Raw genomic sequence first — 22,948 nt, forward strand, 5'->3', positions numbered from 1 at the left:
TCACCGTAAGTTATTTATGATCTTGTTGATACTTCTGGATGCCCGGGCCTCACAGCCGTCCGAATGGGCCCTCTTTTTCGGCCATTTCCACCCACTCGTTGTTCACCTGCCCATCGGGTTTCTGCTGGTGGCGGCTTTGCTGGAAGTGGGTCGTCGGCTGGGAAAACTAGGCGTCGAGGAATCAACGATTACGAGCATTCTGTTCTGGTCGGCGGTGAGCGCCACGATAGCCTGCGTATTTGGCTACCTACTATCATTGGGTGGAGGTTATGAAGAAGAAACGCTGAACGACCATATGTGGCAGGGTATTGGCGTAGCCGTGTTTACCTGGATCGCCTGGGCTGTTAAGTCCGACTGGCTGGGGAACCGTATTCCTGCGGGATCGGCTCTATATCTGCCAGCCTTCGTCGTGGCCCTGGTGTTGCTGGGGCTGGCCGGGCATTTGGGCGGTTCGCTTACACACGGGTCCGACTACCTGACGCAGTACACGCCCGAACCCTTTCGTACACTGGCCGGTATCCCGCCCCGAAAAACAGCCATCGCCTTTAAACCCATCACCGACGTCAATCAGGCTGTGGTGTACGAACAGATTATCGACCCGATTCTGCAAAGCCGCTGTGTACAATGTCATAACGCCGACAAGTCGAAAGGAGACTTACGGTACGACACGGCCGAAATGCTCAAGAAAGGGGGCGAAGATGGTCCCGTTTTCATTGCTGGCAAAGGATTGGAAAGCGCCATGGTGAAGCGATGCCTGTTGCCCGAAGAGGATGACGACCACATGCCACCCAAGGGTAAGCCGCAACTCACCGAAGGACAGGTTGCGCTGATAACCTGGTGGATCGATCAGGGCGCGTCTTTCGATAAGAAGGTGGCCGATCTTACCGTTAACGAGGCCGTTCGGCCCGTGCTGGCTTCGCTGGGTGGGGGCGGCCCCATCGAGAAGGGTGGCATAGCGGTAGCCGGGCCTGCGCCCGAATCGCCGGTGTTGACAATGGCCGTTCCTGCTGCCGATCAGAAGTTGATCGATGAAGTAAAGAAAACAGGGTTACTGGTGTTGCCGGTATCGAAAGAGAAGAACCAGCTCGAAGTAAGCGCCGTCAATGCCCGAACATTCAGTGATGCACAGGCAACGGTGCTGCCCAAAATCAGTCAGCAGATCGTCTGGTTGAAACTGAGCGATACAAAGGTTTCCGATGCAACGCTGGCACAGGTGGCTAAGCTTAAGAATCTGCAGAAATTGCACCTGGAGCAAACCAGCGTTACGGATGCCGGTTTGAAAAACCTGAAAGGGCTCGCCCACCTGGAGTACCTGAACCTGTACGGTACCGCCATCACCGACGCCGGACTGGCTGAGCTGGCTGGTATAAAAAGTCTCAAGACGGTCTATCTCTGGCAAACGAAGGTGACGGAGACAGGACTGATGACTCTGAAAAAAGCCCTACCCACTCTTGAGATCGTTGGTGGGGTTACGGAGAAAACCTTTACTGAACTGGCCAGGGCTACTCCCCCTGAGGGTAAAGGCGACGAGCAAAAAAAGAAGTAGGCTGTCAGGTTCCGGCTTATGGACTGGTTGGCCGGTTTGTCTCTTCAGGCTGTTTGGTAAAATTGATTCCCGGCAAGATAAAGTAGGCTGATTTTTAGTTATATTTCCTGTCTGTTTTTAGATATGGCTCATTATCAATCTGTTTGTTTGTTATGCCCGTCTGGTCCAACATACGATTTCGATACGTTTTGCTTACGGGAACGGCCGGGTTGTTCGGCGCGTCGGTCTGGCTGACGGCTTGTCGTTCGTCGGTTGAAAAGCCAGCCGACGTGATTGCGGCCGAAGCCAGTCTGCCAGAAAAAGTCGACTACAACCTGCACGTCAAGCCCATTTTATCTGATCGCTGCTTCGCCTGTCATGGTCCTGATAAAGCCAAACAACAGGCTGGCTTGCGGCTCGACACGCCGGAAGGTGCTTATGAGGCATTGGCTAAAAGTGGCCATAAAGCCATTGTTCCCGGTGATCTGGCAGCCAGTGAACTTTTCCACCGCATCACCAGCACTGACCCCGATAAGGTAATGCCTACGCCTGAGTCAAACCTCAGTCTGAACGCCGAAGAAAAGGCCTTGCTGCTGCGCTGGATTGAGCAGGGGGGCGAGTACAAGGAGCATTGGTCACTGATTGCACCAACGATGCCGGAGGTGCCGACCGTAAAAGATGCCGCTAAGTGGGCCAAAAATGACATAGACCGCTTCGTGCTGGCCAGGCAGGAAGCCCGTAAGCTGAAACCAACGCCCGAAGCCGACAAGACAACCCTGCTCCGGCGTGTAAGCCTGGACTTGACGGGGCTACCCCCCACGCCCGCTGAAGTCGACGCCTTTCTGGCCGATACGGCACCAAATGCTTACGAAAAGGTTGTAAACCGACTGCTTGCCAGCCCGCATTATGGCGAACGGCAGGCTGTCGAATGGCTCGACGTAGCGCGCTATGCCGATACCCACGGCTATCAGGACGATGGGCTGCGGACCATGTGGCCCTACCGCGACTGGGTTATTCGGGCGTTCAACCGCAATCTTTCGTTCGACCGGTTTATAACCTGGCAGCTGGCGGGGGATCTGCTGCCCAAGCCCGCTACTGAAGCCGACCGCCGGGACAGGCTGATTGCCACGGCGTTTAACCGAAATCATCAGCAGAGTCAGGAAGGCGGCATTGTCGATGAGGAATACCGGATCGAGTATGTGGCCGACCGTACCGCAACGTTTGGCAAGGCCATGCTGGGCCTGACGGTCGAATGCGCCCGTTGTCATGATCACAAGTACGATCCGATCTCACAAAAAGACTACTTCTCGCTGTTTGCCTTCTTCAACAGCAACAACGAGCGCGGCCAGATTCCGTACAATGGTGAAGCCGCCCCAACCCTTACGCTGACAACGCCCAAGACCGACGCCCAACTGGCTTATATCCGTGAAAAATTAACGCCACTGGAGCAACAGCTGAACGTAAACCGTTCCGATTACCAGCAGCGGTTCAGCCAGTGGCTGTCTGCCGGTCAGCTCTATACCGCTGCTCAGCCTGAGCCTGGCCTGATAGCGCATTACACCTTCGATGAAGCCGACCGGGGTGATATCAAAGCCTTTGTAAAGGCCGAAAGTGAAAAAAGGAAGCGGGAAGAAGCAAAAGACAAAAAGGAAGAAGCCCGTAAAAAGCCTGTTGAAGCGAAGAAGCCAGCCACAAAAGACGTTGCCAAACGCAAATCAAAGGCGGAGTTGATGAAAGACCCGCGCAACGCCTTCGCCAATCAGGTCAACGACACTCTGCCTGCCTGGTTAGGCGGGGATTCAGATAATCTCCCTTACGCTGTGCCGGGCCGTTTTGGTAAGGCCCGTTTTCTGCCCGGCGACAGTTATATCAGTTTGCCATCCAGTTTTGCGGCCTTCGAACAGAACCAGCCATTTACCATTAGCAGCTGGTTTAAACTGGCCAAAGCAGGAATGGGGCTTACCCTGCTCGGACGAACGACCGGACCGATGGATGGACAGCGGGGCTACCAGCTTGACCTGCTGACCGACGGACGGTTGAAACTGATGCTAAGCCACGTATGGCCCGCTAATGCCATCGATGTCGAGTCGGTCGATAAGGTGCCGGTCAATGCCTGGTTTCAGGTAGCGCTAACCTATAATGGGATGGGGCAGGCTAAGGGCGTGACGCTGTATGTGAATGGAAAGCCCATGCGGATGCGGATCCTGTCCGACAATTTGCAGCATAGCATGGTTTACGGCAAAGATAAATCGCACTGGGCCCAGCACTCGTTCTATGTTGGCCGGATGCACGATTATTTTTACAAGGATTTTGCGGTCGACGAGCTTCGGATTTATGATCGCTGCCTGACTCCGCTCGAAATGCCCCGCCTGGGTGGTGCTCCTGATGCGCTTACGATAGCCCGGCAAACGCCCGTTGCGAAGCGTACGCCAGACCAGCGAACGGGTTTGTACACGTATTATGTCACAACACAAGATCCGTCGTATAGAGCCGCCTTTGCTGAAGCGATGAAACTGCGGGGCCAGCAATTGATGCTCTATACCAACTCCGATCAGGTGATGGTAATGCAGGAGCGGAAAGAGCCACGGGTAACTCATCTGCTGAAGCGTGGCGTCTATGATGCGCCCGGTGAAGTTGTTCAGCCTGCCGTATTGCACAGGTTGAAGCCCATTCCGGACGGAATGCCAAAAAACCGGCTCGGTCTGGCAAACTGGCTGCTTATGGCTGACAATCCATTGTTTAGCCGGGTTATGGTCAATCGGATGTGGCAGCAGTATTTCGGGCAGGGATTGGCCAAGAATGGCGATGACTTCGGGAATCAGGGTGCCCTGCCGAGCCATCCCGAATTACTCGATTACCTGGCCGTTCGGTTTAGGGAGGGTACGGGACAGCCAGGTGGCCGCTGGAACACAAAAGCCATGCACAAACTGATTGTCATGTCGGCCACCTATCGGCAGTCGTCTACTGTTTCGGAAGCGACGCGGGAGGCTGATTTCGACAATACCTTCCTGACGCGTGGACCCAGCTACCGGATGTCGGCGGAGCAGGTCCGGGACAACGCGCTGGCCGCCAGTGGGCTACTGACGAAGCGTATTGGCGGGCCAAGTGTTCATCCGTATCAGCCAGCCGGTATCTGGGAAGCGCTGGCCACGCGAAATGCGGTGAAGTATACGCAGAACCACGGCGACAGCTTGTACCGGCGGAGTATGTACACGATCTGGAAGCGGTCTTCGCCCCCACCGATGATGCTCAATTTCGACGCGGCCGAGCGGCATACCTGTATCGTGAAGCGTCAGAAAACCAGTACCCCGTTGCAGGCGCTGGTTACGCTCAACGATCCCCAGTTTGTAGAGGCTGCGCGGGTGCTGGTTCAGCGTTTGCTGGCCAAAGGAAGCCGTGATGCCCAACTGACCAATGACACGTTTAAAGCCGTCATCAGCCGGTCGGCCCGGCCGCAGGAGCTAACATTGATTCAGCAACTTTACAAGGAAGAACTGGCAGACTTCAGAAGGAATCCCAAACGGGCGAAGGAGTTGCTGTCGGTAGGGGAGTACCCGGTCGATAAAACGCTTAACTCCGCCGAGCTGGCGGCCTGGACGGTCGTGGCCAGTACGATCATGAATTTTGACGAAGCCATTGTAAAACGATAGTTTATGAACGTCATAAAAGTCAAAAGTCGCAGGAGTCGTAAGTGATAGAATGACGATAGTAATCAAGCGCCAGCTACTCACAATTTCTATGACTTTCGACTTATGACTCGCACCACTTACGACTTTTAGTAAAAAATGGATATCCAGGACCAGATTTTCGACAATGTCCACGATCAACTCAGCCGCCGGAATTTTCTGGGGCAATCGAGTGTGGGCTTAGGGGCCATTGCGCTGGCGTCGCTGCTGAATCCGTCCAGCGCTTCGGCTACCAGTCTGTTTGGTGGCACATCTCCGGGCGAAAATCCAGCGGTGGGCAAACCCCACTTTCCGCCGAAAGTGAAACGGGTTATCTACCTGTTCCAAAGCGGGGCACCCTCCCAGCTGGACCTGTTCGATTATAAACCCAAACTCGAAACGATGTGGGGGCAGGACCTGCCCGAGTCGGTGCGAAAAGGGCAGCGGTTAACGGGAATGACGGCTGGACAAAGCCGGTTCCCGTTGGCCGCGTCAACGTTCAAGTTTGCGCAGTATGGCCCGGACCGCATGTGGATGAGCGAATTGCTACCCCATACGGCGCGTATTGCAGGCGATCTGACGTTCATCCGGTCGATGAATACGGAGGCTATCAACCACGATCCTGCGGTCACGTTTTTCCAGACGGGAAGTCAGCAGGCGGGTCGGCCCAGTTTTGGGTCATGGGTGAGTTACGGCCTGGGTTCCGACAATCAGAACATGCCCGCTTTTGTGGTGCTGCTCTCTAAAGGACGCGACGGCGACCAGCCACTCTATGCCAAGTTATGGAGTAATGGTTTTCTGCCATCGGTGCATCAGGGCGTGGTATTCAGGTCAGGCCCTGATCCGGTTTATTACCTGAACAACCCGCCCGGCATCGACCGCCCCAGCCGTCGGCGTATGCTCGACTATCTGACCAAACTGCATCAGGAGCAATACAAGCAGGTGCTGGACCCGGAAATCAACAGCCGGATGGCCCAGTATGAAATGGCTTACCGAATGCAGACGTCGGTGCCCGAAACGCTCGATATCTCTAAAGAGCCGGATTACATCTTCGACATGTATGGACCCGACAGCCGGAAGCCGGGTACCTTTGCGGCCAACTGTCTGCTGGCCCGAAAGCTGGTCGAAAAAGATGTAAAGTTCGTGCAGTTATACCATCAGGGCTGGGACCAGCATGGAAACCTGCCCAATGATATCAGGATTCAGGCGAAAAGTGTCGATCAGGCATCGGCTGCGCTGGTGATGGACCTGAAACAGCGCGGTCTGCTGGACGATACACTCGTGATCTGGGGGGGGGAGTTTGGCCGGGGACCGTACTCGCAGGGCAAGCTTACCCGCGAAAACTACGGCCGCGACCACCACCCGCGGGCGTTTTCGGTCTGGATGGCCGGGGCGGGGGTTAAAAAAGGCATGGTGTACGGGCAAACCGACGATTTTGGCTACAACGTTGTCAATCAGCCGGTGCATGTTCATGACTTCCAGGCTACCGTTCTCCACCTCCTTGGTGTCGACCACGAGAAACTGACTTTCAAAAGTCAGGGCCGACGGTATCGGCTGACCGACGTTCATGGCAAAGTAGTGAAGCCGTTGCTGGCATGAGCCCGGTTACCAAACTAGTATTTAGTATCCCCGGGTAATTGTCTGGTACTTTTCTAGGCCATATGGTAAGGAGCCACATCATTTCGGTCTGGCTCCTTTACTTTTGTGCTATGCAGCAACAATTAGATACTTGGATTCGGGCCTTGATTCGGTGGGCAGGGTATGTTCCTAACCGGGATTTATCGGGTTGGGTGCTGCTCACGATCGCCATATTGCTGGGTTTCGCTGTCGACTTCGTCGTGACGCAGATTATTCGATTCGTCGCTCGTCGTCGTCCCTTCCAGACGCTGACTTTTCTTAAAATCTACGTCCGGTGGGCTTTCTATGTGTTTGTGCCATCCCTATTTTTTCTGCTGGCTACGAATATCCAGTCGACGCGGTTTTTGCGTCGTCACCCCGTTGCCGATAAGGTGGCTGAGGTCCTGTTTCTGATCACGGCAACCTGGCTGGTAGTTCAATTGCTGAAAGTGGGTGAGTTGTTGCTCATTCGTCAGTATGATACAGCCCTGGACGTCAACCTGTCGCACCGGAAATTTGTAACCCAGGTACGGTTTTTTCGGCGGGTACTCGTAGCGGGTATTATTGTCGTCAGCGCGTCGCTGTTGCTGATTTCATTTCAGGGGAGCCGAAAGGTCGGATTGAGCGTACTGACATCGGCGGGGGTCGTGTCGGTACTGATTGGCTTTGCCGCCCAGAAAACGCTGGCTAACCTGATGGCGGGTATCCAGATTGCCTTCAACCAGCAGATTCGACTGGATGATGCGGTGGTGGTAGAGAAGGAATGGGGACGCATTGAAGAAATAAACCTCACCAGTGTAATCGTGCGGCTTTGGGACCGCCGACGGCTTATTCTGCCGATTACGTACTTTGTAGAAACGCCGTTCGAAAACTGGACCCGCTCAGACGCGTCGATCATTGGGTCAATTTTTCTGTACCTGGATTACAGCGTGCCCATCGAGACGCTGCGTAAGAAAGCGCGCGAACTAGCCGAAAACGATCCACTCTGGACAGGCGAGAGCTTTGCGGTGCAAGTGACCGACACGCAGCCAACGTGTATCGTGGTGCGTGTGCTGGTATCGGCCATAGATGCCCCGTCTGCCTTCGATCTACGCTGTCACATGCGCGAGAACCTCATTGCCTTTCTTCGGGATGAATATCCGCAAAGTCTGCCCCAAACCCGTCTGCTACTGGCAGAAGAAATGAAGCCGAACGAACGACACGGCACGCAGCAGCTTGATGTCGTACAGCGAAAAGTGTAACAGCTTTGTTAGTCAGGCAGTCGACCAGCCTGTAGTCCATCCAAGTTTCGGCTATAGTTGGCGAAAGTACCTGCCATCCTACCCGTATTCTGCTGGTGCTCCTGCTCCTGACGGGTGCAACCTGTCGTGCGGCCGGGAAACTTACCTCTGGAAAAATTTATTCATCACTACCAGCCCGAAAATTTCTACTACATCGACGCCGGGTTATCCGTCCTGGATAAGCAGTAGATGGGTACACCCTGTGCTGGCAAGACTGATTCCTGCCAGCACAGGGTCCAGTTACTCTTCCCAGCCAAACGAGCGCTCGATGGCTTTCTGCCAGCCGCGCATCAGCTTCGCCCGCTGGGCGTCGTCCATCGTCGATTCATACGTCCGGGCAACGCCCCAGTTCTGGCGCAGATCATCGAGATTTTTATAGTAGCCCACGGCCAGGCCAGCTGCATAAGCTGCGCCAAGGGCAGTGGTTTCGGTCATGCGCGGGCAAACGACCGGACCATTCAATACGTCGGCCTGAAACTGCATGAGCAGCGAGTTGATAACCATGCCACCATCGACCCGAAGCGACCGCAGAGAAACGCCCGCGTCCTGCTCCATTGCCCGAACAACATCGACAGTTTGGTAAGCGGTGGCTTCCAGAACGGCTCTGGCCAGGTGGCCTTTTGTGACAAAACGGGTGAGACCGGCAATGACGCCCCGCGCATCCGATTTCCAGTGGGGCGCGTAGAGGCCCGAAAAAGCGGGAACGAAGTAAGTCCCTCCGTTATCGTCCACCGATCGGGCGAGGGATTCGATATCGGTGCTTTTTTTGATGATGCCGAGGTTATCGCGCAGCCACTGCACCAGTGCCCCTGTTATGGCTACACTCCCTTCCAGGGCGTAGTGAACGGGCTCGTTCTGAAACTGGTAGGCCACGGTGGTGAGTAGTCCGCAGGTAGAGGGGCGGAGTTCGGTGCCTGTATTCATGAGCAGGAAGCAACCCGTTCCATACGTGTTTTTGGCTTGCCCCGGCTCAAAACACGTTTGGCCCACCAGGGCCGCCTGCTGGTCGCCCAGGATACCCGCAATGGGAACGCCCGGCAGCACTTCCGACTGGACCGTACCGTATACTTCACTGCTGGGCCGGATTTGGGGGAGCATCGTGCGCGGAACGCCAAAGGCTTCGAGCAGGTCGTTATCCCAGTCGAGCGTTCTCAGGTCCATGAGCTGAGTCCGGCTGGCGTTGGTGACATCAGTTAGGTGCAGGCCACCGTTGGGCCCGCCGGTGAGGTTCCAGACCACGAATGAATCCATGTTGCCAAAGAGCGCATCGCCCCCTTCGGCATCCTCCCGCAGTCCGGGTACGTTATCGAGCAGCCACTTGAGTTTAAGACCGCTGAAGTACGTAGCCAGCGGCAGGCCCGTTTTCTCCCGGAACCGATCCTGTCCGGCCGGGCTATCTGCTGCGAACCGGGCAACCAGGTCGGCGGTACGCATGTCCTGCCAGACAATGGCGTTGTAGTAGGGCTTTCCGGTTTTACGATTCCAGACGACGGCGGTTTCGCGCTGGTTCGTGATACCGACAGCGGCAATGTCGGCCGTTGATAGTTTGCCTTTGATACGGGCCAGCGCCACAACTTCGAGGGTATTTTTCCAGATCTCTTCCGGATCGTGCTCGACCCAGCCGGGTTGGGGATAAATCTGTTTATGTTCTTTCTGGGCCTGCGAAATGATCTGGCCCTGCCGGTCGAAAACAATGCACCGGGTGCTGGTGGTACCCTGGTCAATAGCAGCTACGTAAGTGGGCATAGGAAAGGCGTTTCGGGTTTACTGATGACAATGATTTCAGGAATATATAACTTGCTTTTTACCGTAACAAAATCATAAATGAGTGACGCCCAACGGCAGGATTGGCTGAACATGAAGGCAATTCTTGCGGATTATCTAATCATCGTGGAGCAGGAGTTGTTACACTATTCGATTCGTGACGATGACGAAAAGTATACGTTTTTGATCAACAAGGCGGTGGACTTATGAACAACGCGATAGAAAGAGCCGAACAGTACCATAACCAATTTCAGGATGTGGAATCAAACGAGCAGCAGCAGTTGCTGGTGTCAGATTATAAGGCGCATTATGGAGCGTTGACCGACGAGCAGAAAGCGGAAGCCAACAAGGTGCATGATGCTCAGTTCGCAAAAACGCTGCTAAAGATCGACGAGATGGAGGTAGCCCTTCAGGAAGCCAAAGCGATGCTTAGCCGACAGCCTCAGCAAACGGCCTGATGCTACAGCGTGTACCAGCGAATCAGCAACCCGCCAATAATACCGCCAATGATAGGACCAACGACCGGTACCCAGGCATACCCCCAATCCGATGCGCCTTTGCCCGCAATAGGCAACAGGGCATGAGCCAGACGCGGGCTGAGGTCACGCGCCGGATTGATACCGTAACCTGTAGTGCCGCCCAGCGACAGGCCAATGCTCCAGACCAGCATCCCGACCAGGTAGGGGCCAACGCCAATGGCCAATTCGCCTAAATTTTTAGACGAGATACCTGCCAGTCCCAGAATCAAAACAATGGTGGCCAGTGCTTCACTCCAGACATTGGCTCCCAGGCTGCGAATAGCCGGTCCGGTAGCAAAACAAGCCAGCTTGTCGGCGGGGTCGGGTGTGGTGGCCCAATGGGGGAAATAATGAAGCCAAACAAGGGTAGCACCCAGAAAACCGCCAATCAGCTGCGCGGCAATGTAGGGGAGTAGATGGCTGTAGTCATTCGTGGCGACGGCGAAAGCAACCGTCACGGCCGGGTTCAGGTGGGCGTCGACACTCCCGAAGGCTTTTGCCACAAAAACGCCGATCATCACCGCAAATGCCCAGCCCGCTGTAATAACGATCCACCCGCCCGATTCGCCCTTCGTTCGTTTCAAGACTACATTGGCAACAACACCGTTGCCTAGCAAGAGCAGCACCATTGTTCCAATCAATTCACCGATAAAGGGAGAGGTTTGCATAGAAAATTGGCATAAGTCGAGCAAAGTCGTAGGTGTCGTAAGTGGAATCCAGTAAAACGGTTGCCAACTGGCTTCTTCGGTCAGTCATATACGACGCCTGCGACTTTTCTCGACTTACGACCTGTTCAGGGTTTAGGAATAGTTTGTGCGAATTAAGTCATATTTTTGGTGCGTTCGCATGGTCCGCCATAAGACGAATCACAAATAGTATAGAAACCATCATAACCCGCTTCATCAACTATGAAAAGTATCATCTTCGACCATATCGGCAAACCGGCTGACAGTCTGGCCTGTATCGATAGTCCGTTGCCGGAACCAGGTCCGAATGAAGTACGAATAAAGGTCATTGCCGCGCCAATCAATCCATCAGATACCATGTTCGTGCAGAACCTGTACGGCATTCGTCCGCACCTGCCATCCGGAGCGGGTTTTGAAGGAGTAGGCGTAGTGGAGGCACTAGGCGAGGGGGTTCAGATGCGAACCGGGATGCGCGTGAGTTTTACCAGTGTAGGTACCTGGGCTGACTATGCCATCGCGCACCAGCGCAGCCTGATCCCGGTTCCCGACGTCATGACCGACGAAGTAGCGGCTCAGCTGTTCGTCAACCCGTTTACGGCCTATGCCATGGTTCAGGATTCCGGCGTGTCCGAGGGTGGCTGGCTCATGATAACGGCGGCTGGTTCAGCCTTTGGCAAACTGGTTATTCAACTCTGCCAGATGCGCGGGATCAGAACCATAGGAACGGTTCGGCGCGACGATCTGAACGACGAGCTAAAAGCCCTTGGTCTTACCGAAGTTATCAATACTGAGACAGAAAAAATGGCAGTACGTGTACGCGAAATCACGGGGGGGCATGGTGTATCCTGTGTGCTCGATGCCGTTGGCGGTCATACGGCATCTGAAGCACTGACCTGTCTGGCCAAAGGAGGTACACTGTTCATCTACGGGCTGATGAGCCTGCAGGACCCGGCAATTAATGCGGGACTATTGATTTTCAGAGAGCTGACAGTCAAGGGGTTCTGGCTGACCGACTGGATGCGCCGGGTTGATAGTCAAACGCGCCAGTTAGTAGCGCAGAATGTAATTAGCCTGTTATCTTCGGGTAAAATTCAGCTACCTGTCGAAGCCTCCTATTCGCTTGATCAAATCAAAGAAGCCGTTGAACATGCTGATCGGCCAGGACGCTGGGGAAAGATCTTACTGAAGCCTTGATCTGGTTGGCGGTTCGTTGTGGGCTGATTGGATACAAAGGTTGTCGATAGTCGCAAAATTGTATTCACGCACACATAAATCGCTAACCACCATGAGTTTATTTAAAAAATTTGCTTTCCTGTGGTCATATAGCCTGCTGGCGGTAATTGTAGGCACTTATTATCTGTTCGGCCCTGATTGGGTAGTAGCTGGTATCCTGTATACCTACATCGTTATTCCCCTGCTCGATCTAGTATCGGGCAATGACCGAACCAATGTCAGTCGTGATCGCTACGACGTGGTTGTCAACGACTCATACTTCGATGCACTCGTCTATTCATTCGTGTATCTGCACTATGCCCTGATTGCCTGGGGGTGTTACGTACTCATCGCGGGTGGGCTGACGGTATGGCAACAGCTGGGACTGATCTACAGCATCGGTATTTTTGGCGGGGGTATTATCAATGTGGCGCATGAGCTAGGGCATCGGAGTAGTTCCACTGCTCAGTTTCATGCCAAAGCCGCCCTGCTGTCGGTTTGTTACATGCACTTTATCATTGAACACAACCGCGGGCACCATGTTCACGTAGCTACTCCTGTTGACCCGGCTACAGCCAAAAAAAATCAGACGTTGTATGCATTTTGGATGCAAACGCTGGTGGGCAGCTACCGAAGTGCGTGGCAGATAGAAAAACGATTAATACAGAGGCAGGGGTACGCCGTTTGGAGCCGGCATAACGACATGCTGTGGTTTGCAGGCCTTCCTATTCTTTTTGGCACGTTCCTGACCGTTGAGTTTGGTTTCTGGGTCGGTTATATCCCCTGGATCGTACCGATCTTCTTTTTCAGCCAGAGCCTGATCGCCATTCTGCTGCTCGAATCGGTCAATTACATCGAGCATTATGGCATTACGCGCCGGGAAGTATCGCCGGGGCAGTTTGAACGGGTAAACCCCCTGCATTCCTGGAACGCCAGCCAGCTGATCAGTAACCTGGTGCTGTTTCAGCTCCAGCGTCATTCCGATCACCATGCCTATGCGGCCCGACCCTATCAGGTACTACGTCATTTCGACGAAGCGCCCCAGCTGCCTTTCGGCTATGCTCTCATGATCCTCATCAGCTACATACCACCGCTCTGGTTCCGGCTCATGAATCCACGGCTCGAACGCTGGCAGGCGCGTGCCTTTCGGGCCGAGGAAATTGCCCGCGCTGTAAAACAGTTTGCCTAATTACCTACAGGCCAAACCGATCTATTGGCTAAGTTTCTCTTTTGATTAAACCGGGCTTCATTATCTTTGACAACAATATCCGGCGAAACCAGTGCGTTTGATTTCAAACTGGTCGTTTCGTTTGATTTCATCCACTTACCCGATTCGTATGCTCCTGCTTCAGGTTCCGGCCGTTGACACCACGGCCGCATCACTGTCGGCCACTTCGGCGGCTGCTCAACCCCAAAGTCTGCAACTATTTGATCTGGTAGCCAAAGGCGGTTGGGTAATGATTCCCATTGCTTTTCTGCTCTTTTCGGCGCTGTACCTGATTTTCGAACGATTCTTTGTCATTCGTTCGCAGACGAAAGTCGATGCTAATTTTGTCGATAATATCCGCGACATGATCGCTCAGGGTAATATCAAATCGGCAGAATCGTTCGCTAAAAACCAGCGTACTGCCATGGGACGCGTATTCGAGAAAGCCATCGGCCGTATCGGGTCGCCCATGAAAGATATTGAAGGAACGATTGAAACGGTTGGGCAGATCGAACTGTCGCGGCTGGAGCGGAACATGGGTTACCTGGGCATTATTGCCGGTATTGCCCCAATGTTGGGTTTTATCGGGACAATTTCCGGTATCATCCGCATTTTCTACGACATATCGCTGTCTGATAACATCAGCGTCGGTATCATTGCCGGTGGTCTGTACGAGAAAATGATCACGTCGGGTTCCGGTCTGATCGTTGGTGTAATTGCCTATACGGGCTACCACCTGCTCAACATGATGATCGAGCGATTTACACTGTCGCTCGAAATGAATGCCTTCGAGTTTATCGAGGTGCTTCAGAAGCCTACTACCGAAACGGCCCGGATGCGCTAACACAAAAGCCGCCCCCGACGCATAGGGTCGACGGGTTGGCTGATACGAAATTTACTGAATGACAGCCGGGCCCCAAGGGGTGGCTTTACAGTATGAAACTTAGAAGAAAGCAAAAATTTGCCGCCGAAGTAGCGACCTCTTCGCTGAACGACATCATGTTCTTCCTGTTGTTGTTCTTCCTGATTATTTCGACGGTGGCCAATCCAAACGTCATCAAACTGCTTTTACCCAAAGCGGCAGCGTCGCAGCAACTGAGTAAAAAGCAGGTGACGCTGTCGGTAGATGGCGAGAAACAGTATTTTATCGATAAGAAGCCGATCAACCCGGCTAATCTGGAAAATGAGCTTAAAGCTGTCATGGCTGGTATTGCCGAGCCAACGGTAGTGGTGCGTTTCGATAAGACATTGACCGTACAGGATCTGGTCGACGTGCTCCAGACGGGTGCCAAACTAAACATCAAAATGGTGATGGCTACCTCGAAATAGCTAGCCGTCAAGCAGTCGAAGCTAAAACGAGTTCATTTATTGAAGCCGCTGCGATCATTCACAGCGGCTTTTTTGTGCGTATTATAATCAATCGGCTTAAACTATAGGTTGATAGAGGAAATACGTGCTGCTATGATTGCCGACTACTCTGAAGCTCCTGTTTGCCATGTCGATGACCTGATCGATGGTCAGTTGAAAGAAGTGCGGGTCAACGACACCGATGTGTTACTGGCTCGTGCCGATGGACAATACTATGCTCTTTACCCCAAATGCGCCCACTATCAGGCCCCGCTGGCCAAAGGTGTATTGAATGGTAACCGGCTTATCTGTCCCTGGCATAACGCCTGCTTTGATGTTCGGACGGGTCATCGGCTCGAAGCCCCCGCCTTGAATGGTTTACCCATGCATGAGGTACGTATAGAAGGCGATCAGGTGTACGTTCGACTAACAACAGACAAGGAAAGTCGGGAAAATCCGATGGCTACGCCCGACGAGGCCAATACCGAAACCTGCGTCGTCGTTGGCGGTGGTGGGGCTGGTGCTTTTGCTGCCGAAGGGCTGCGCGAGGGTGGGTTTACAGGTCGCGTAATCCTGTTGACCGAATCGGAAGAAGGACCGTATGACCGCCCCAATTGTTCGAAGAATTATCTTCAGGGAGAAGCCCCCGACGAGTGGATGCCACTTCGGACGGAGGATTTCTACACTAATTATGGCATTGCTATTCGTACGCATCAACGCGTAGCTTCCCTTGATGCAGCAGCTAAAGAAATCGTGTTGGCATCGGGTGAGGTATTGCCCTACGACCAGGCCGTCATCTGTTCCGGCGGCACGCCTACTAGATTGACTATACCGGGTGCCGACCTGCCGGGCGTATACACACTCCGTACGTTGCAGGATAGCCGGCACCTACGTGAGCTGGGGCAGCAGGGAAAGCGAATCGTTATTATTGGTAGCTCCTTTATCGGGCTGGAAGGGGCTATGAGCCTGCGTAAACTTGGTAGCGAGATCGATATGGTAGGTACAGAAACAGTTCCGTTTGCGAAAGTGCTGGGCGAACGAATCGGTCGCGTAATTCAGGGATGGCACGAACAGCAAGGCATTCGGTTTCATCTTGGTTGCAAACCGCAGCAATTTGACGGGGATAGTACGGTAGAAAGCGTTGTTCTCGATACGGGCGAACGGCTCGCTGCCGATGCCGTGCTGATTGGCCTTGGTGTGAAGCCACAAACTGGCTTTTTAACGGGCGTTACGATTGAAAAGGATGGGAGCGTAAAGACGGATGAATACCTTCAGGTAACCGATAGCCTCTATGCCGCCGGTGATATTGCACAGTATCCAGCCAACGATGGTTTGCAGCGAATTGAGCATTGGAAAATAGCCGGTCAGCAGGGCCATACTGCGGGTGTGAATATGGCCCGGTCGCACGTTGGCGCGCCAACGCAAGCTCAGTCTAACCCGATCGGGCCCGACGAGCAAGCTCAACCCTACCGAAGTGTTCCTTTTTTCTGGACCAATCAGCAGGGGAAACGCATCAATTATGTTGGTCACGCGAGTACCTTCGATGACATCTTTTATGCGGGAAGCCCTGAGGAGGACGACTCCTTTCTGGCACTTTATTTACAGGATGGTCAGGTAAAAGCCGCAGCTGGATTGAAGCGCGACACCGACATTATTGCCATCCGGGAACTGATGCAGGCAGGCAAAATGCCATCGATTGCTCAGATCCGGCAGGGTATAGACTGGATGGACGTACTGAAAAAGTCCTGATTACACGGAAATCAGTTTACCTTTGCAACCTGACCGCTTAATCCCGGTTTGGTTATGATGCATCAATTAATTCTCCGAAAGCCGCTTGCTATTTTCGACCTCGAAACAACCGGTATCAACGTTGCCAAAGACCGGATCATCGACATTTGCATCATCAAGGCAATGCCCGATGGCGAAGTCATCACCAAAAATCAGCGGGTAAATCCCGACATGCCCATTCCCCTGGAATCGAGTATGATTCACGGGCTGTATGACGAGGATGTTAAAGACGCACCCCTGTTCAAATCGGTAGCCCGGACCCTGGCACAATTTATTGATGGCTGCGATCTGGCTGGTTTCAACTGTAACCGGTTCGACGTACCCCTGCTGGTTGAGGAGTTTCTGCGGGCGAATGTCGAGTTTGATATGAAAAATCGTCGATTAGTCGATGCGCAACGGATTTTCCATCTGATGGAGCCGCGCAATTTGACCGCAGCTTACAAATTTTACTGCAATAAAGACCTGATAGGGGCTCATGGCGCTGAAGCTGACACGATTGCAACGTTCGAAGTACTGAACGCACAGGTGCAGCGGTACATGGGCATGGTGGCCAGGTCTGACAGTGGTCAGGATCTGGTATTTCAGAACGATATTGAGATGCTCCACGGGCTCACAGCCAACAAAAATGTGGACCTTGCCGGCCGGATGATCATTAACGACAAGGGCGAAGAAGTCTTTAATTTCGGCAAGCATAAAGGCCTTCCCGTACTGGACGTCCTAAAAAAAGAACCATCTTTCTACGACTGGATACTGAAAGGCGAGTTTCCTCTCGACACCAAACGTCGGCTGACCGAAATCCGTTTACGCATGTTCAGTAGTGGCAATGGGCGGAAGTGATTCCGCTGATATCGAATATTGGTTACCTTTGCGGCACTTTCTATTAACCGGCAACCCATGCAACCCACGCAGGACGTCCTCATCCCGGAAGTCATTCAGCAGATACCGCTAACTTACTACCTGATTCTCAGCACCGCGCTGTTTGTCATCGGTATAATCGGCGTACTGACCCGACGAAACGCTATTATTATTTTTATGTCGATAGAATTGATGCTTAACGCTGTCAATTTATTGCTCATCGCCTTTTCATCGTATCGTTCCGACTCAGCCGGTCAGGTATTTGTCTTTTTCATTATGGCCGTAGCCGCTGCCGAAGTGTCGGTTGGTCTGGCTATTATTGTCATGATTTATCGCAATACCCGCTCCATCGACGTGGGGCTGCTCAATAAGTTGAAATGGTAAAATTTAGTCGTAAGGCATAGACGTCGCACAGTCGAAAGGTACGTACCATCGCCTGTGACTTATGACATCTACGACTTATGACATCTACGACTAACTACCTATGCAACCAGAATTACTCTGTGCGTTAATTCCGCTTTTCCCACTTATTGGTTTCCTGATCAATGGTATTGGCTTCCGGCATGTGCCTAAAGGGCTGGCCGGTATCCTAGCAACCGTTGCCGTGCTGGCCTCGTTTCTGACGTCGGTTTTCCTGTTCATGGCATTCCTGGCAACGGGCAGTACCGACCCGCTGGTAGCCACTCTGTTTGACTGGATCAGCGTCGGTGATCTTAAAATCAATTTCTCGTTCCAGATCGATCAGTTGAGCTTACTGATGCTGCTCGTGGTAACGGGCGTTGGTACGCTGATCCATCTGTACAGTATCGGCTATATGAAGCACGATGAGGGATTTGGCAAGTTCATGGCTTTCCTGAACCTGTTCATATTTTTCATGCTGCTACTGGTGATGGGGTCAAATTACGTCATCATGTTCATTGGCTGGGAAGGTGTAGGGCTCTGTTCATACCTGCTCATCGGCTTCTGGAACACGAACACAAGCTATAATAATGCGGCTCGTAAGGCCTTCGTCATGAACCGCATTGGTGATCTGGGTTTTCTGCTGGGGATCTTCATGCTCATCAATACCTTCGGTACGGTTGAGTACATCGATGTTTTCAAACAGGCCGCAAGCCTGGAGATTGGCGACAGTACGATTCTGCTGATTACCATTCTCCTTTTCGTAGGTGCTATGGGTAAGTCAGCACAGATTCCGCTCTACACCTGGTTGCCCGACGCTATGGCCGGTCCAACTCCGGTGTCGGCTCTGATCCACGCGGCTACGATGGTTACGGCGGGTATATACATGGTTGTTCGCTCGAACGTCCTGTACTCGATGGCCCCGCTCACACTCGAAATTATTGGCGGCATCGCTATTGCTACGGCGCTGTTGGCCGCTTCGATCGGCCTGCTACAAAACGACATAAAGAAGGTATTGGCTTACTCTACCGTGTCGCAGCTAGGCTATATGTTCCTGGGTCTGGGCGCTACGGCCTATACGGCAAGTATGTTCCACGTCATTACCCACGCGTTCTTCAAAGCGCTGCTATTTCTCGGAGCGGGTAGTGTCATCCACGCCATGTCCGACGAACAGGACATTCGCAAAATGGGTGGTCTGCGTAAATCATTGCCTGTTACGTTTATCACATTTGCCATTGGCACCTGGGCTATTGCCGGTTTGCCTCCTTTTGCGGGTTTCTTCTCCAAAGATGAAATCCTGGCGCATGTGTTCGAGCATAACAAGATTCTCTGGGCGCTGGGTGTTCTTGGCTCCGGTCTAACTTCGTTCTACATGTTCCGCCTGTTATTTCTGACGTTCTTTGGCGAGTTCCGGGGTACGGAGGAACAGCGTCACCACCTCCACGAGTCACCTGCATCCATGACCATTCCGCTGATTGTGCTGGCAATTCTGTCGGCGCTGGGTGGTCTGCTCAACCTACCGGGTGGAGGCTGGCTAAGTAATTTTATGGCTCCTCTGTTTGAGAACGCACGGCAGGTAAACCCGGAAGCGTTTGCTGAATCGACAATGGAGCATAGCACAGAGTATGTCCTGATGGCTGTCTCTGCCGGCGTTGCCCTGCTGGCCCTTATTATGGCTTATGTTGTATATGTCAGCCGTCGGGCTATTCCAGCACCTGAAACCGCCGAGCGATCGCTGCCCGAACAGGTTATATACAACAAATATTACATCGACGAATTTTACGACACCATCATTGTCCGGCCGATTCGTGGGCTGGGTGATTCGTTTTATAGTTTTGGTGAGGGTCTGGTCGACGGAGTTGTCAACGGGATCGCCTGGTTGGTACAGAAAGCATCGGCTCAGTTGCGGCTGTTACAAAACGGCTCAATCGGGTTTTATGTGCTGGCTATGGTAGTTAGTATTGCGGCTATTTTCGCGCTGCGCTTCTTTGTTCGGTTCTAATCTGGTTCTGGCTGACTTCTCAGCCACGATTACCTTTAGCCGAAAACCGAAAATCGAAAACCTGTTCACTACATGCTTACTTTAGGTTTAATTCTTTTCCCAGCCATTGCGGCCACACTCATTCTGCTCATCAAGGGCGAACGGGCGAAGCAGGTAGCGCTGGCAGCAGCCTTAGTCGAACTTGCTCTTGCGCTGAGCGCATTCGTACAGTTCAAGCCGGATGCCACCTCACAGTTTGGATTCGATTACGCCTGGATCGGGGCATTGGGTATCCGGTTTAGCGCCGGTATCGACGGTATCAGTGTCCTGCTGGTGCTCCTGACGGGTTTGCTGGTTCCCCTGATCGTGTTGTCTACTTTCAACCGGCAGTATGAGCGCCCGTCTACCTTTTATGCGCTTATGCTCTTTATGCAGGCGGCCCTGATTGGTGTCTTTACCGCTCGCGATGGCTTCCTCTTCTACCTGTTTTTTGAAGCTGCGCTGATTCCGATTTATTTCCTGGCAGCTATGTGGGGTGGGGCAAACCGCATTCCGGTTACGTTCAAATTCTTCGTATACACCATCTTCGGTAGCTTGTTTATGCTGGTGGCACTGGTTTATCTCTATTACCAGACACCACCTGTTGCGGGTATTGCTCACTCATCGGCAATTGTTGATTTTTATAAGCTAAAACTAACGCCCAACGCGCAAAACTGGGTATTCTGGGCGTTTTTCATTGCCTTCGCTATCAAAATGCCGGTGTTCCCCTTCCATACCTGGCAACCTGACACCTATGTAGAATCGCCAACGCCAGCTACTATGTTGCTGGCCGGAATCATGCTCAAAATGGGCGTTTATGGACTGATTCGATTTATTTTGCCCATCGTCCCGCTTGGGGTTGAAGCCTGGGGCCAGACGGTCATCATTCTGTCGGTGATCGGCATCGTATACGGGTCGATCATCGCGATCCGGCAACGCGACATGAAGCGGCTCATTGCCTATTCGTCATTTTCGCACGTTGGCCTGATGGCCGCTGGTGTGTTCTCCCAAACGGAAACCGGCATGCAGGGCGCGCTGATTCAGATGCTGGCCCACGGCATCAATGTAGTTGGTATGTTCTTCGTGGCCGATATTATCTTCTCGCGTACGAATACCAACCAGCTTGATCAGCTTGGTGGCATTACCCGTGCAACACCGAAACTGACCGTGTACTTTATGATTATGTTGCTGGGTAGTGTGGCATTGCCGCTTACCAATGGCTTTATCGGCGAGTTCCTGTTGCTGCACGGTGTCTTCACGTACAACCACTATCTGGGATTAGCGGCTGGGTTCACGATCATTTTCGGCGCGGTGTATATGCTTCGGATGTTTCAAAAAAGCATGTTTGGGCCAACTTCATCACGAACGGCTACGTTTGCCGATCTGACCATGTCTGAAAGCCTGGTATTTGTGCCTTTAGTCATCATGGTGTTCTGGATGGGTATCTATCCGAAAACATTTATGGATATAACGGAACCCGCGGTTGTCAACCTGATGAAATACATCGGTACCACGGCCGTCTCAATGAAGTGAATTAATTAGTTGGTCGTGCGGAGCGGGCCGTGCTTTTCGAGTGGCAGCTACACCCTGTAAACGACAACTCACAAACTATAAACTATGCTTCCCATCGTTCTCCTGTCGGTTTTTGGCATTGTGCTGCTATTTCTTGGCTTCCTGAAGTCGAAAGCGATTCTGCTGCCGGCTACGCTGCTTTTTCTGCTGGTAGCAGGTGCCGCCAATTTCCTGGATTGGAATAAGACCTATCTGTATTTTGGCGACATGCTGCGTACGGATAATCTGACCATGGTTTTTACCGCCATCATTCTGGGGTCTGCGTTTCTGGTAGTAGCCCTGTCGGGGAGTTTTATTGAGGACGAAGAAGCCCAGCCCGCCGAGTATTATGGTCTCATTATGTTTGCGCTGGTTGGAGCGGTCATGATGGTTGGTTTTCAGAACCTGATCATGCTGTTTGTCGGTGTTGAAATCCTGTCGGTGGCCATGTATGTACTTACTGGCAGCGACAAGCGGAATCTGCGCTCCAATGAAGCGGCCCTGAAGTATTTCCTGATGGGGGCCTTCACCACAGGCATTATGTTATTCGGGATGGCCCTTCTTTACGGGGCTACCGGTTCGTTCACGCTGGCAGGTATAGCGGCTTATGCCGTTAATCCACAAACGGGCCTGTCGCTGCTGTTGTATGTAGGTCTGCTGATGCTGCTTATTGGTTTATTATTCAAAGTGTCGGCGGCCCCATTCCACTTCTGGACCCCCGATGTATATGATGGTGCCCCTACTGTATTTACGGCTTTCATGTCTACCGTTGTAAAAACGGCTGGTTTTGCCGCGTTGTTTCGCTTATTGTCGATCTCATTTGTTGGCGTGTACGAGTTCTGGTGGGTAATCATGGCCGTTATAACCGCCATCACACTTGTCATCGGTAATGTCACCGCCGTTTACCAGAACAGTTTCAAGCGAATGATGGCTTACTCCAGCATCTCGCATGCCGGTTACCTACTCATTGGCCTGGCTTCTCTGGGAGCCCAAACCAAGCAGGCTATCGTTTTCTATTCCCTGGCTTATTCGGTCGCCACTATTTCGGCATTTGGCGTATTGCTGCTGGTAGCCCAGCAACGAGGGACACAAACGATTTCGAGGGAAGGCGCAACCGGCGAAAGTTTCGATTCTTTCAATGGTCTGGCCCGTCAAAATCCACTCCTCGGGTTTGCCATGGCCGTCTCTATGCTTTCACTGGCAGGTATTCCGTTAACAGCCGGTTTCTGGGGTAAATTCTATATGTTTTCTACAGCTGTAGAACGAGGACAAATCTGGTTGCTGGTGGTTGCCGTACTGATGTCGGCCATCGGTATCTACTATTATTTCCGCGTTATCATTGCTATGTACTTCCGTGATGGAGTCATAGAGCCAATTCGGGTAGCGCCCTTTTATCAGTATGTGCTTCTGGCCGCTACAATCCTAACCATTGGTTTAGGGATTGCACCTGGTCTGCTACAAGGACTTTTCTGATTATATCGGCAATTGCCGGAACCGTACCCTCAGTAAACGAT

At 52.7% G+C, this 22,948-nt stretch carries 18 protein-coding genes; 16 read left to right on the top strand and 2 right to left on the bottom strand.

The window, feature by feature from the left end; all coding sequences use genetic code 11:
- Positions 1-16 precede the first annotated feature (16 nt).
- The 4 genes from FH603_RS03810 to FH603_RS03825 all read left to right on the top strand — a co-directional run bounded on the left by FH603_RS03810 (position 17) and on the right by FH603_RS03825 (position 8,048).
- Positions 17-1,546: a c-type cytochrome domain-containing protein gene (locus FH603_RS03810; protein WP_186736141.1), complete on the top strand. Its 1,530-nt coding sequence runs from the start codon at positions 17-19 to the stop codon at positions 1,544-1,546.
- A gap of 152 nt (positions 1,547-1,698) precedes the next feature.
- Positions 1,699-5,175 (top strand): DUF1553 domain-containing protein, encoded by a 3,477-nt coding sequence (locus FH603_RS03815; protein ID WP_186736142.1) that lies wholly within the window; start codon positions 1,699-1,701, stop codon positions 5,173-5,175.
- 135 nt (positions 5,176-5,310) lie between these two features.
- Positions 5,311-6,789 carry a DUF1501 domain-containing protein gene (locus tag FH603_RS03820; RefSeq protein WP_186736143.1) on the top strand — a complete coding sequence of 493 codons (1,479 nt, stop codon included), beginning with the start codon at positions 5,311-5,313 and terminating at the stop codon, positions 6,787-6,789.
- Between the two features lie 110 nt (positions 6,790-6,899).
- Positions 6,900-8,048, top strand: coding sequence for a mechanosensitive ion channel family protein (locus tag FH603_RS03825; RefSeq protein WP_186736144.1), 1,149 nt, complete (start codon positions 6,900-6,902; stop codon positions 8,046-8,048).
- 279 nt (positions 8,049-8,327) lie between these two features.
- Here FH603_RS03825 and glpK read toward each other — a convergent pair whose 3' ends face one another.
- Positions 8,328-9,833, bottom strand: a complete 1,506-nt coding sequence (glpK, locus tag FH603_RS03830) for a glycerol kinase GlpK (protein ID WP_186736145.1) — start codon at positions 9,831-9,833, stop codon at positions 8,328-8,330.
- Between the two features lie 78 nt (positions 9,834-9,911).
- Between glpK and FH603_RS03835 the strand changes: the two genes are divergently transcribed.
- Together FH603_RS03835 and FH603_RS03840 are read left to right on the top strand one after the other, a co-directional pair.
- The gene (locus FH603_RS03835) at positions 9,912-10,061 is read left to right on the top strand and encodes a hypothetical protein (protein WP_186736146.1); all 150 of its coding nucleotides are present in this window, start codon (positions 9,912-9,914) and stop codon (positions 10,059-10,061) included.
- Between the two features lie 47 nt (positions 10,062-10,108).
- Positions 10,109-10,309, top strand: a complete 201-nt coding sequence (locus FH603_RS03840; protein ID WP_186736147.1) for a hypothetical protein — start codon at positions 10,109-10,111, stop codon at positions 10,307-10,309.
- Between the two features lie 2 nt (positions 10,310-10,311).
- Here the strand turns inward: FH603_RS03840 and FH603_RS03845 are convergent, their stop codons facing one another.
- Positions 10,312-11,037, bottom strand: coding sequence for an MIP/aquaporin family protein (locus FH603_RS03845; RefSeq protein WP_186736148.1), 726 nt, complete (start codon positions 11,035-11,037; stop codon positions 10,312-10,314).
- Positions 11,038-11,277: 240 nt separating this feature from the next.
- Between FH603_RS03845 and FH603_RS03850 the strand changes: the two genes are divergently transcribed.
- The 10 genes from FH603_RS03850 to FH603_RS03895 all read left to right on the top strand — a co-directional run bounded on the left by FH603_RS03850 (position 11,278) and on the right by FH603_RS03895 (position 22,907).
- A complete protein-coding gene (locus FH603_RS03850; protein WP_186736149.1) occupies positions 11,278-12,249 on the top strand; it encodes a zinc-dependent alcohol dehydrogenase family protein in 972 nt (323 codons plus the stop codon).
- A 91-nt stretch (positions 12,250-12,340) separates the two neighbouring features.
- On the top strand, positions 12,341-13,456 hold the full coding sequence (locus FH603_RS03855) for an alkane 1-monooxygenase (RefSeq protein ID WP_186736150.1): 1,116 nt from the start codon (positions 12,341-12,343) through the stop codon (positions 13,454-13,456).
- A gap of 148 nt (positions 13,457-13,604) precedes the next feature.
- The gene (locus FH603_RS03860) at positions 13,605-14,318 is read left to right on the top strand and encodes a MotA/TolQ/ExbB proton channel family protein (protein ID WP_186736151.1); all 714 of its coding nucleotides are present in this window, start codon (positions 13,605-13,607) and stop codon (positions 14,316-14,318) included.
- Positions 14,319-14,410: 92 nt separating this feature from the next.
- A complete protein-coding gene (locus FH603_RS03865; RefSeq protein ID WP_186736152.1) occupies positions 14,411-14,803 on the top strand; it encodes an ExbD/TolR family protein in 393 nt (130 codons plus the stop codon).
- Positions 14,804-14,935: 132 nt separating this feature from the next.
- Positions 14,936-16,570 carry an FAD-dependent oxidoreductase gene (locus FH603_RS03870; RefSeq protein WP_186736153.1) on the top strand — a complete coding sequence of 545 codons (1,635 nt, stop codon included), beginning with the start codon at positions 14,936-14,938 and terminating at the stop codon, positions 16,568-16,570.
- 54 nt (positions 16,571-16,624) lie between these two features.
- On the top strand, positions 16,625-17,446 hold the full coding sequence (locus FH603_RS03875) for a 3'-5' exonuclease (protein ID WP_186736154.1): 822 nt from the start codon (positions 16,625-16,627) through the stop codon (positions 17,444-17,446).
- Between the two features lie 57 nt (positions 17,447-17,503).
- Positions 17,504-17,848 (top strand): NADH-quinone oxidoreductase subunit NuoK, encoded by a 345-nt coding sequence (gene nuoK / locus FH603_RS03880; protein WP_020597411.1) that lies wholly within the window; start codon positions 17,504-17,506, stop codon positions 17,846-17,848.
- Positions 17,849-17,948: 100 nt separating this feature from the next.
- Entirely contained in the window at positions 17,949-19,865 is a 1,917-nt protein-coding gene (gene nuoL / locus FH603_RS03885; protein WP_186736155.1) for an NADH-quinone oxidoreductase subunit L, read from the top strand.
- Positions 19,866-19,937: 72 nt separating this feature from the next.
- Positions 19,938-21,416, top strand: coding sequence for a complex I subunit 4 family protein (locus FH603_RS03890; protein ID WP_186736156.1), 1,479 nt, complete (start codon positions 19,938-19,940; stop codon positions 21,414-21,416).
- A gap of 84 nt (positions 21,417-21,500) precedes the next feature.
- Complete coding sequence (locus FH603_RS03895; RefSeq protein WP_186736157.1) at positions 21,501-22,907, top strand: NADH-quinone oxidoreductase subunit N; 1,407 nt, start codon at positions 21,501-21,503, stop codon at positions 22,905-22,907.
- The last annotated feature ends 41 nt before the right edge of the window (positions 22,908-22,948 follow it).

It is taken from the genome of Spirosoma utsteinense (genome assembly GCF_014282275.1).
Lineage (GTDB): Bacteria > Bacteroidota > Bacteroidia > Cytophagales > Spirosomataceae > Spirosoma > Spirosoma utsteinense.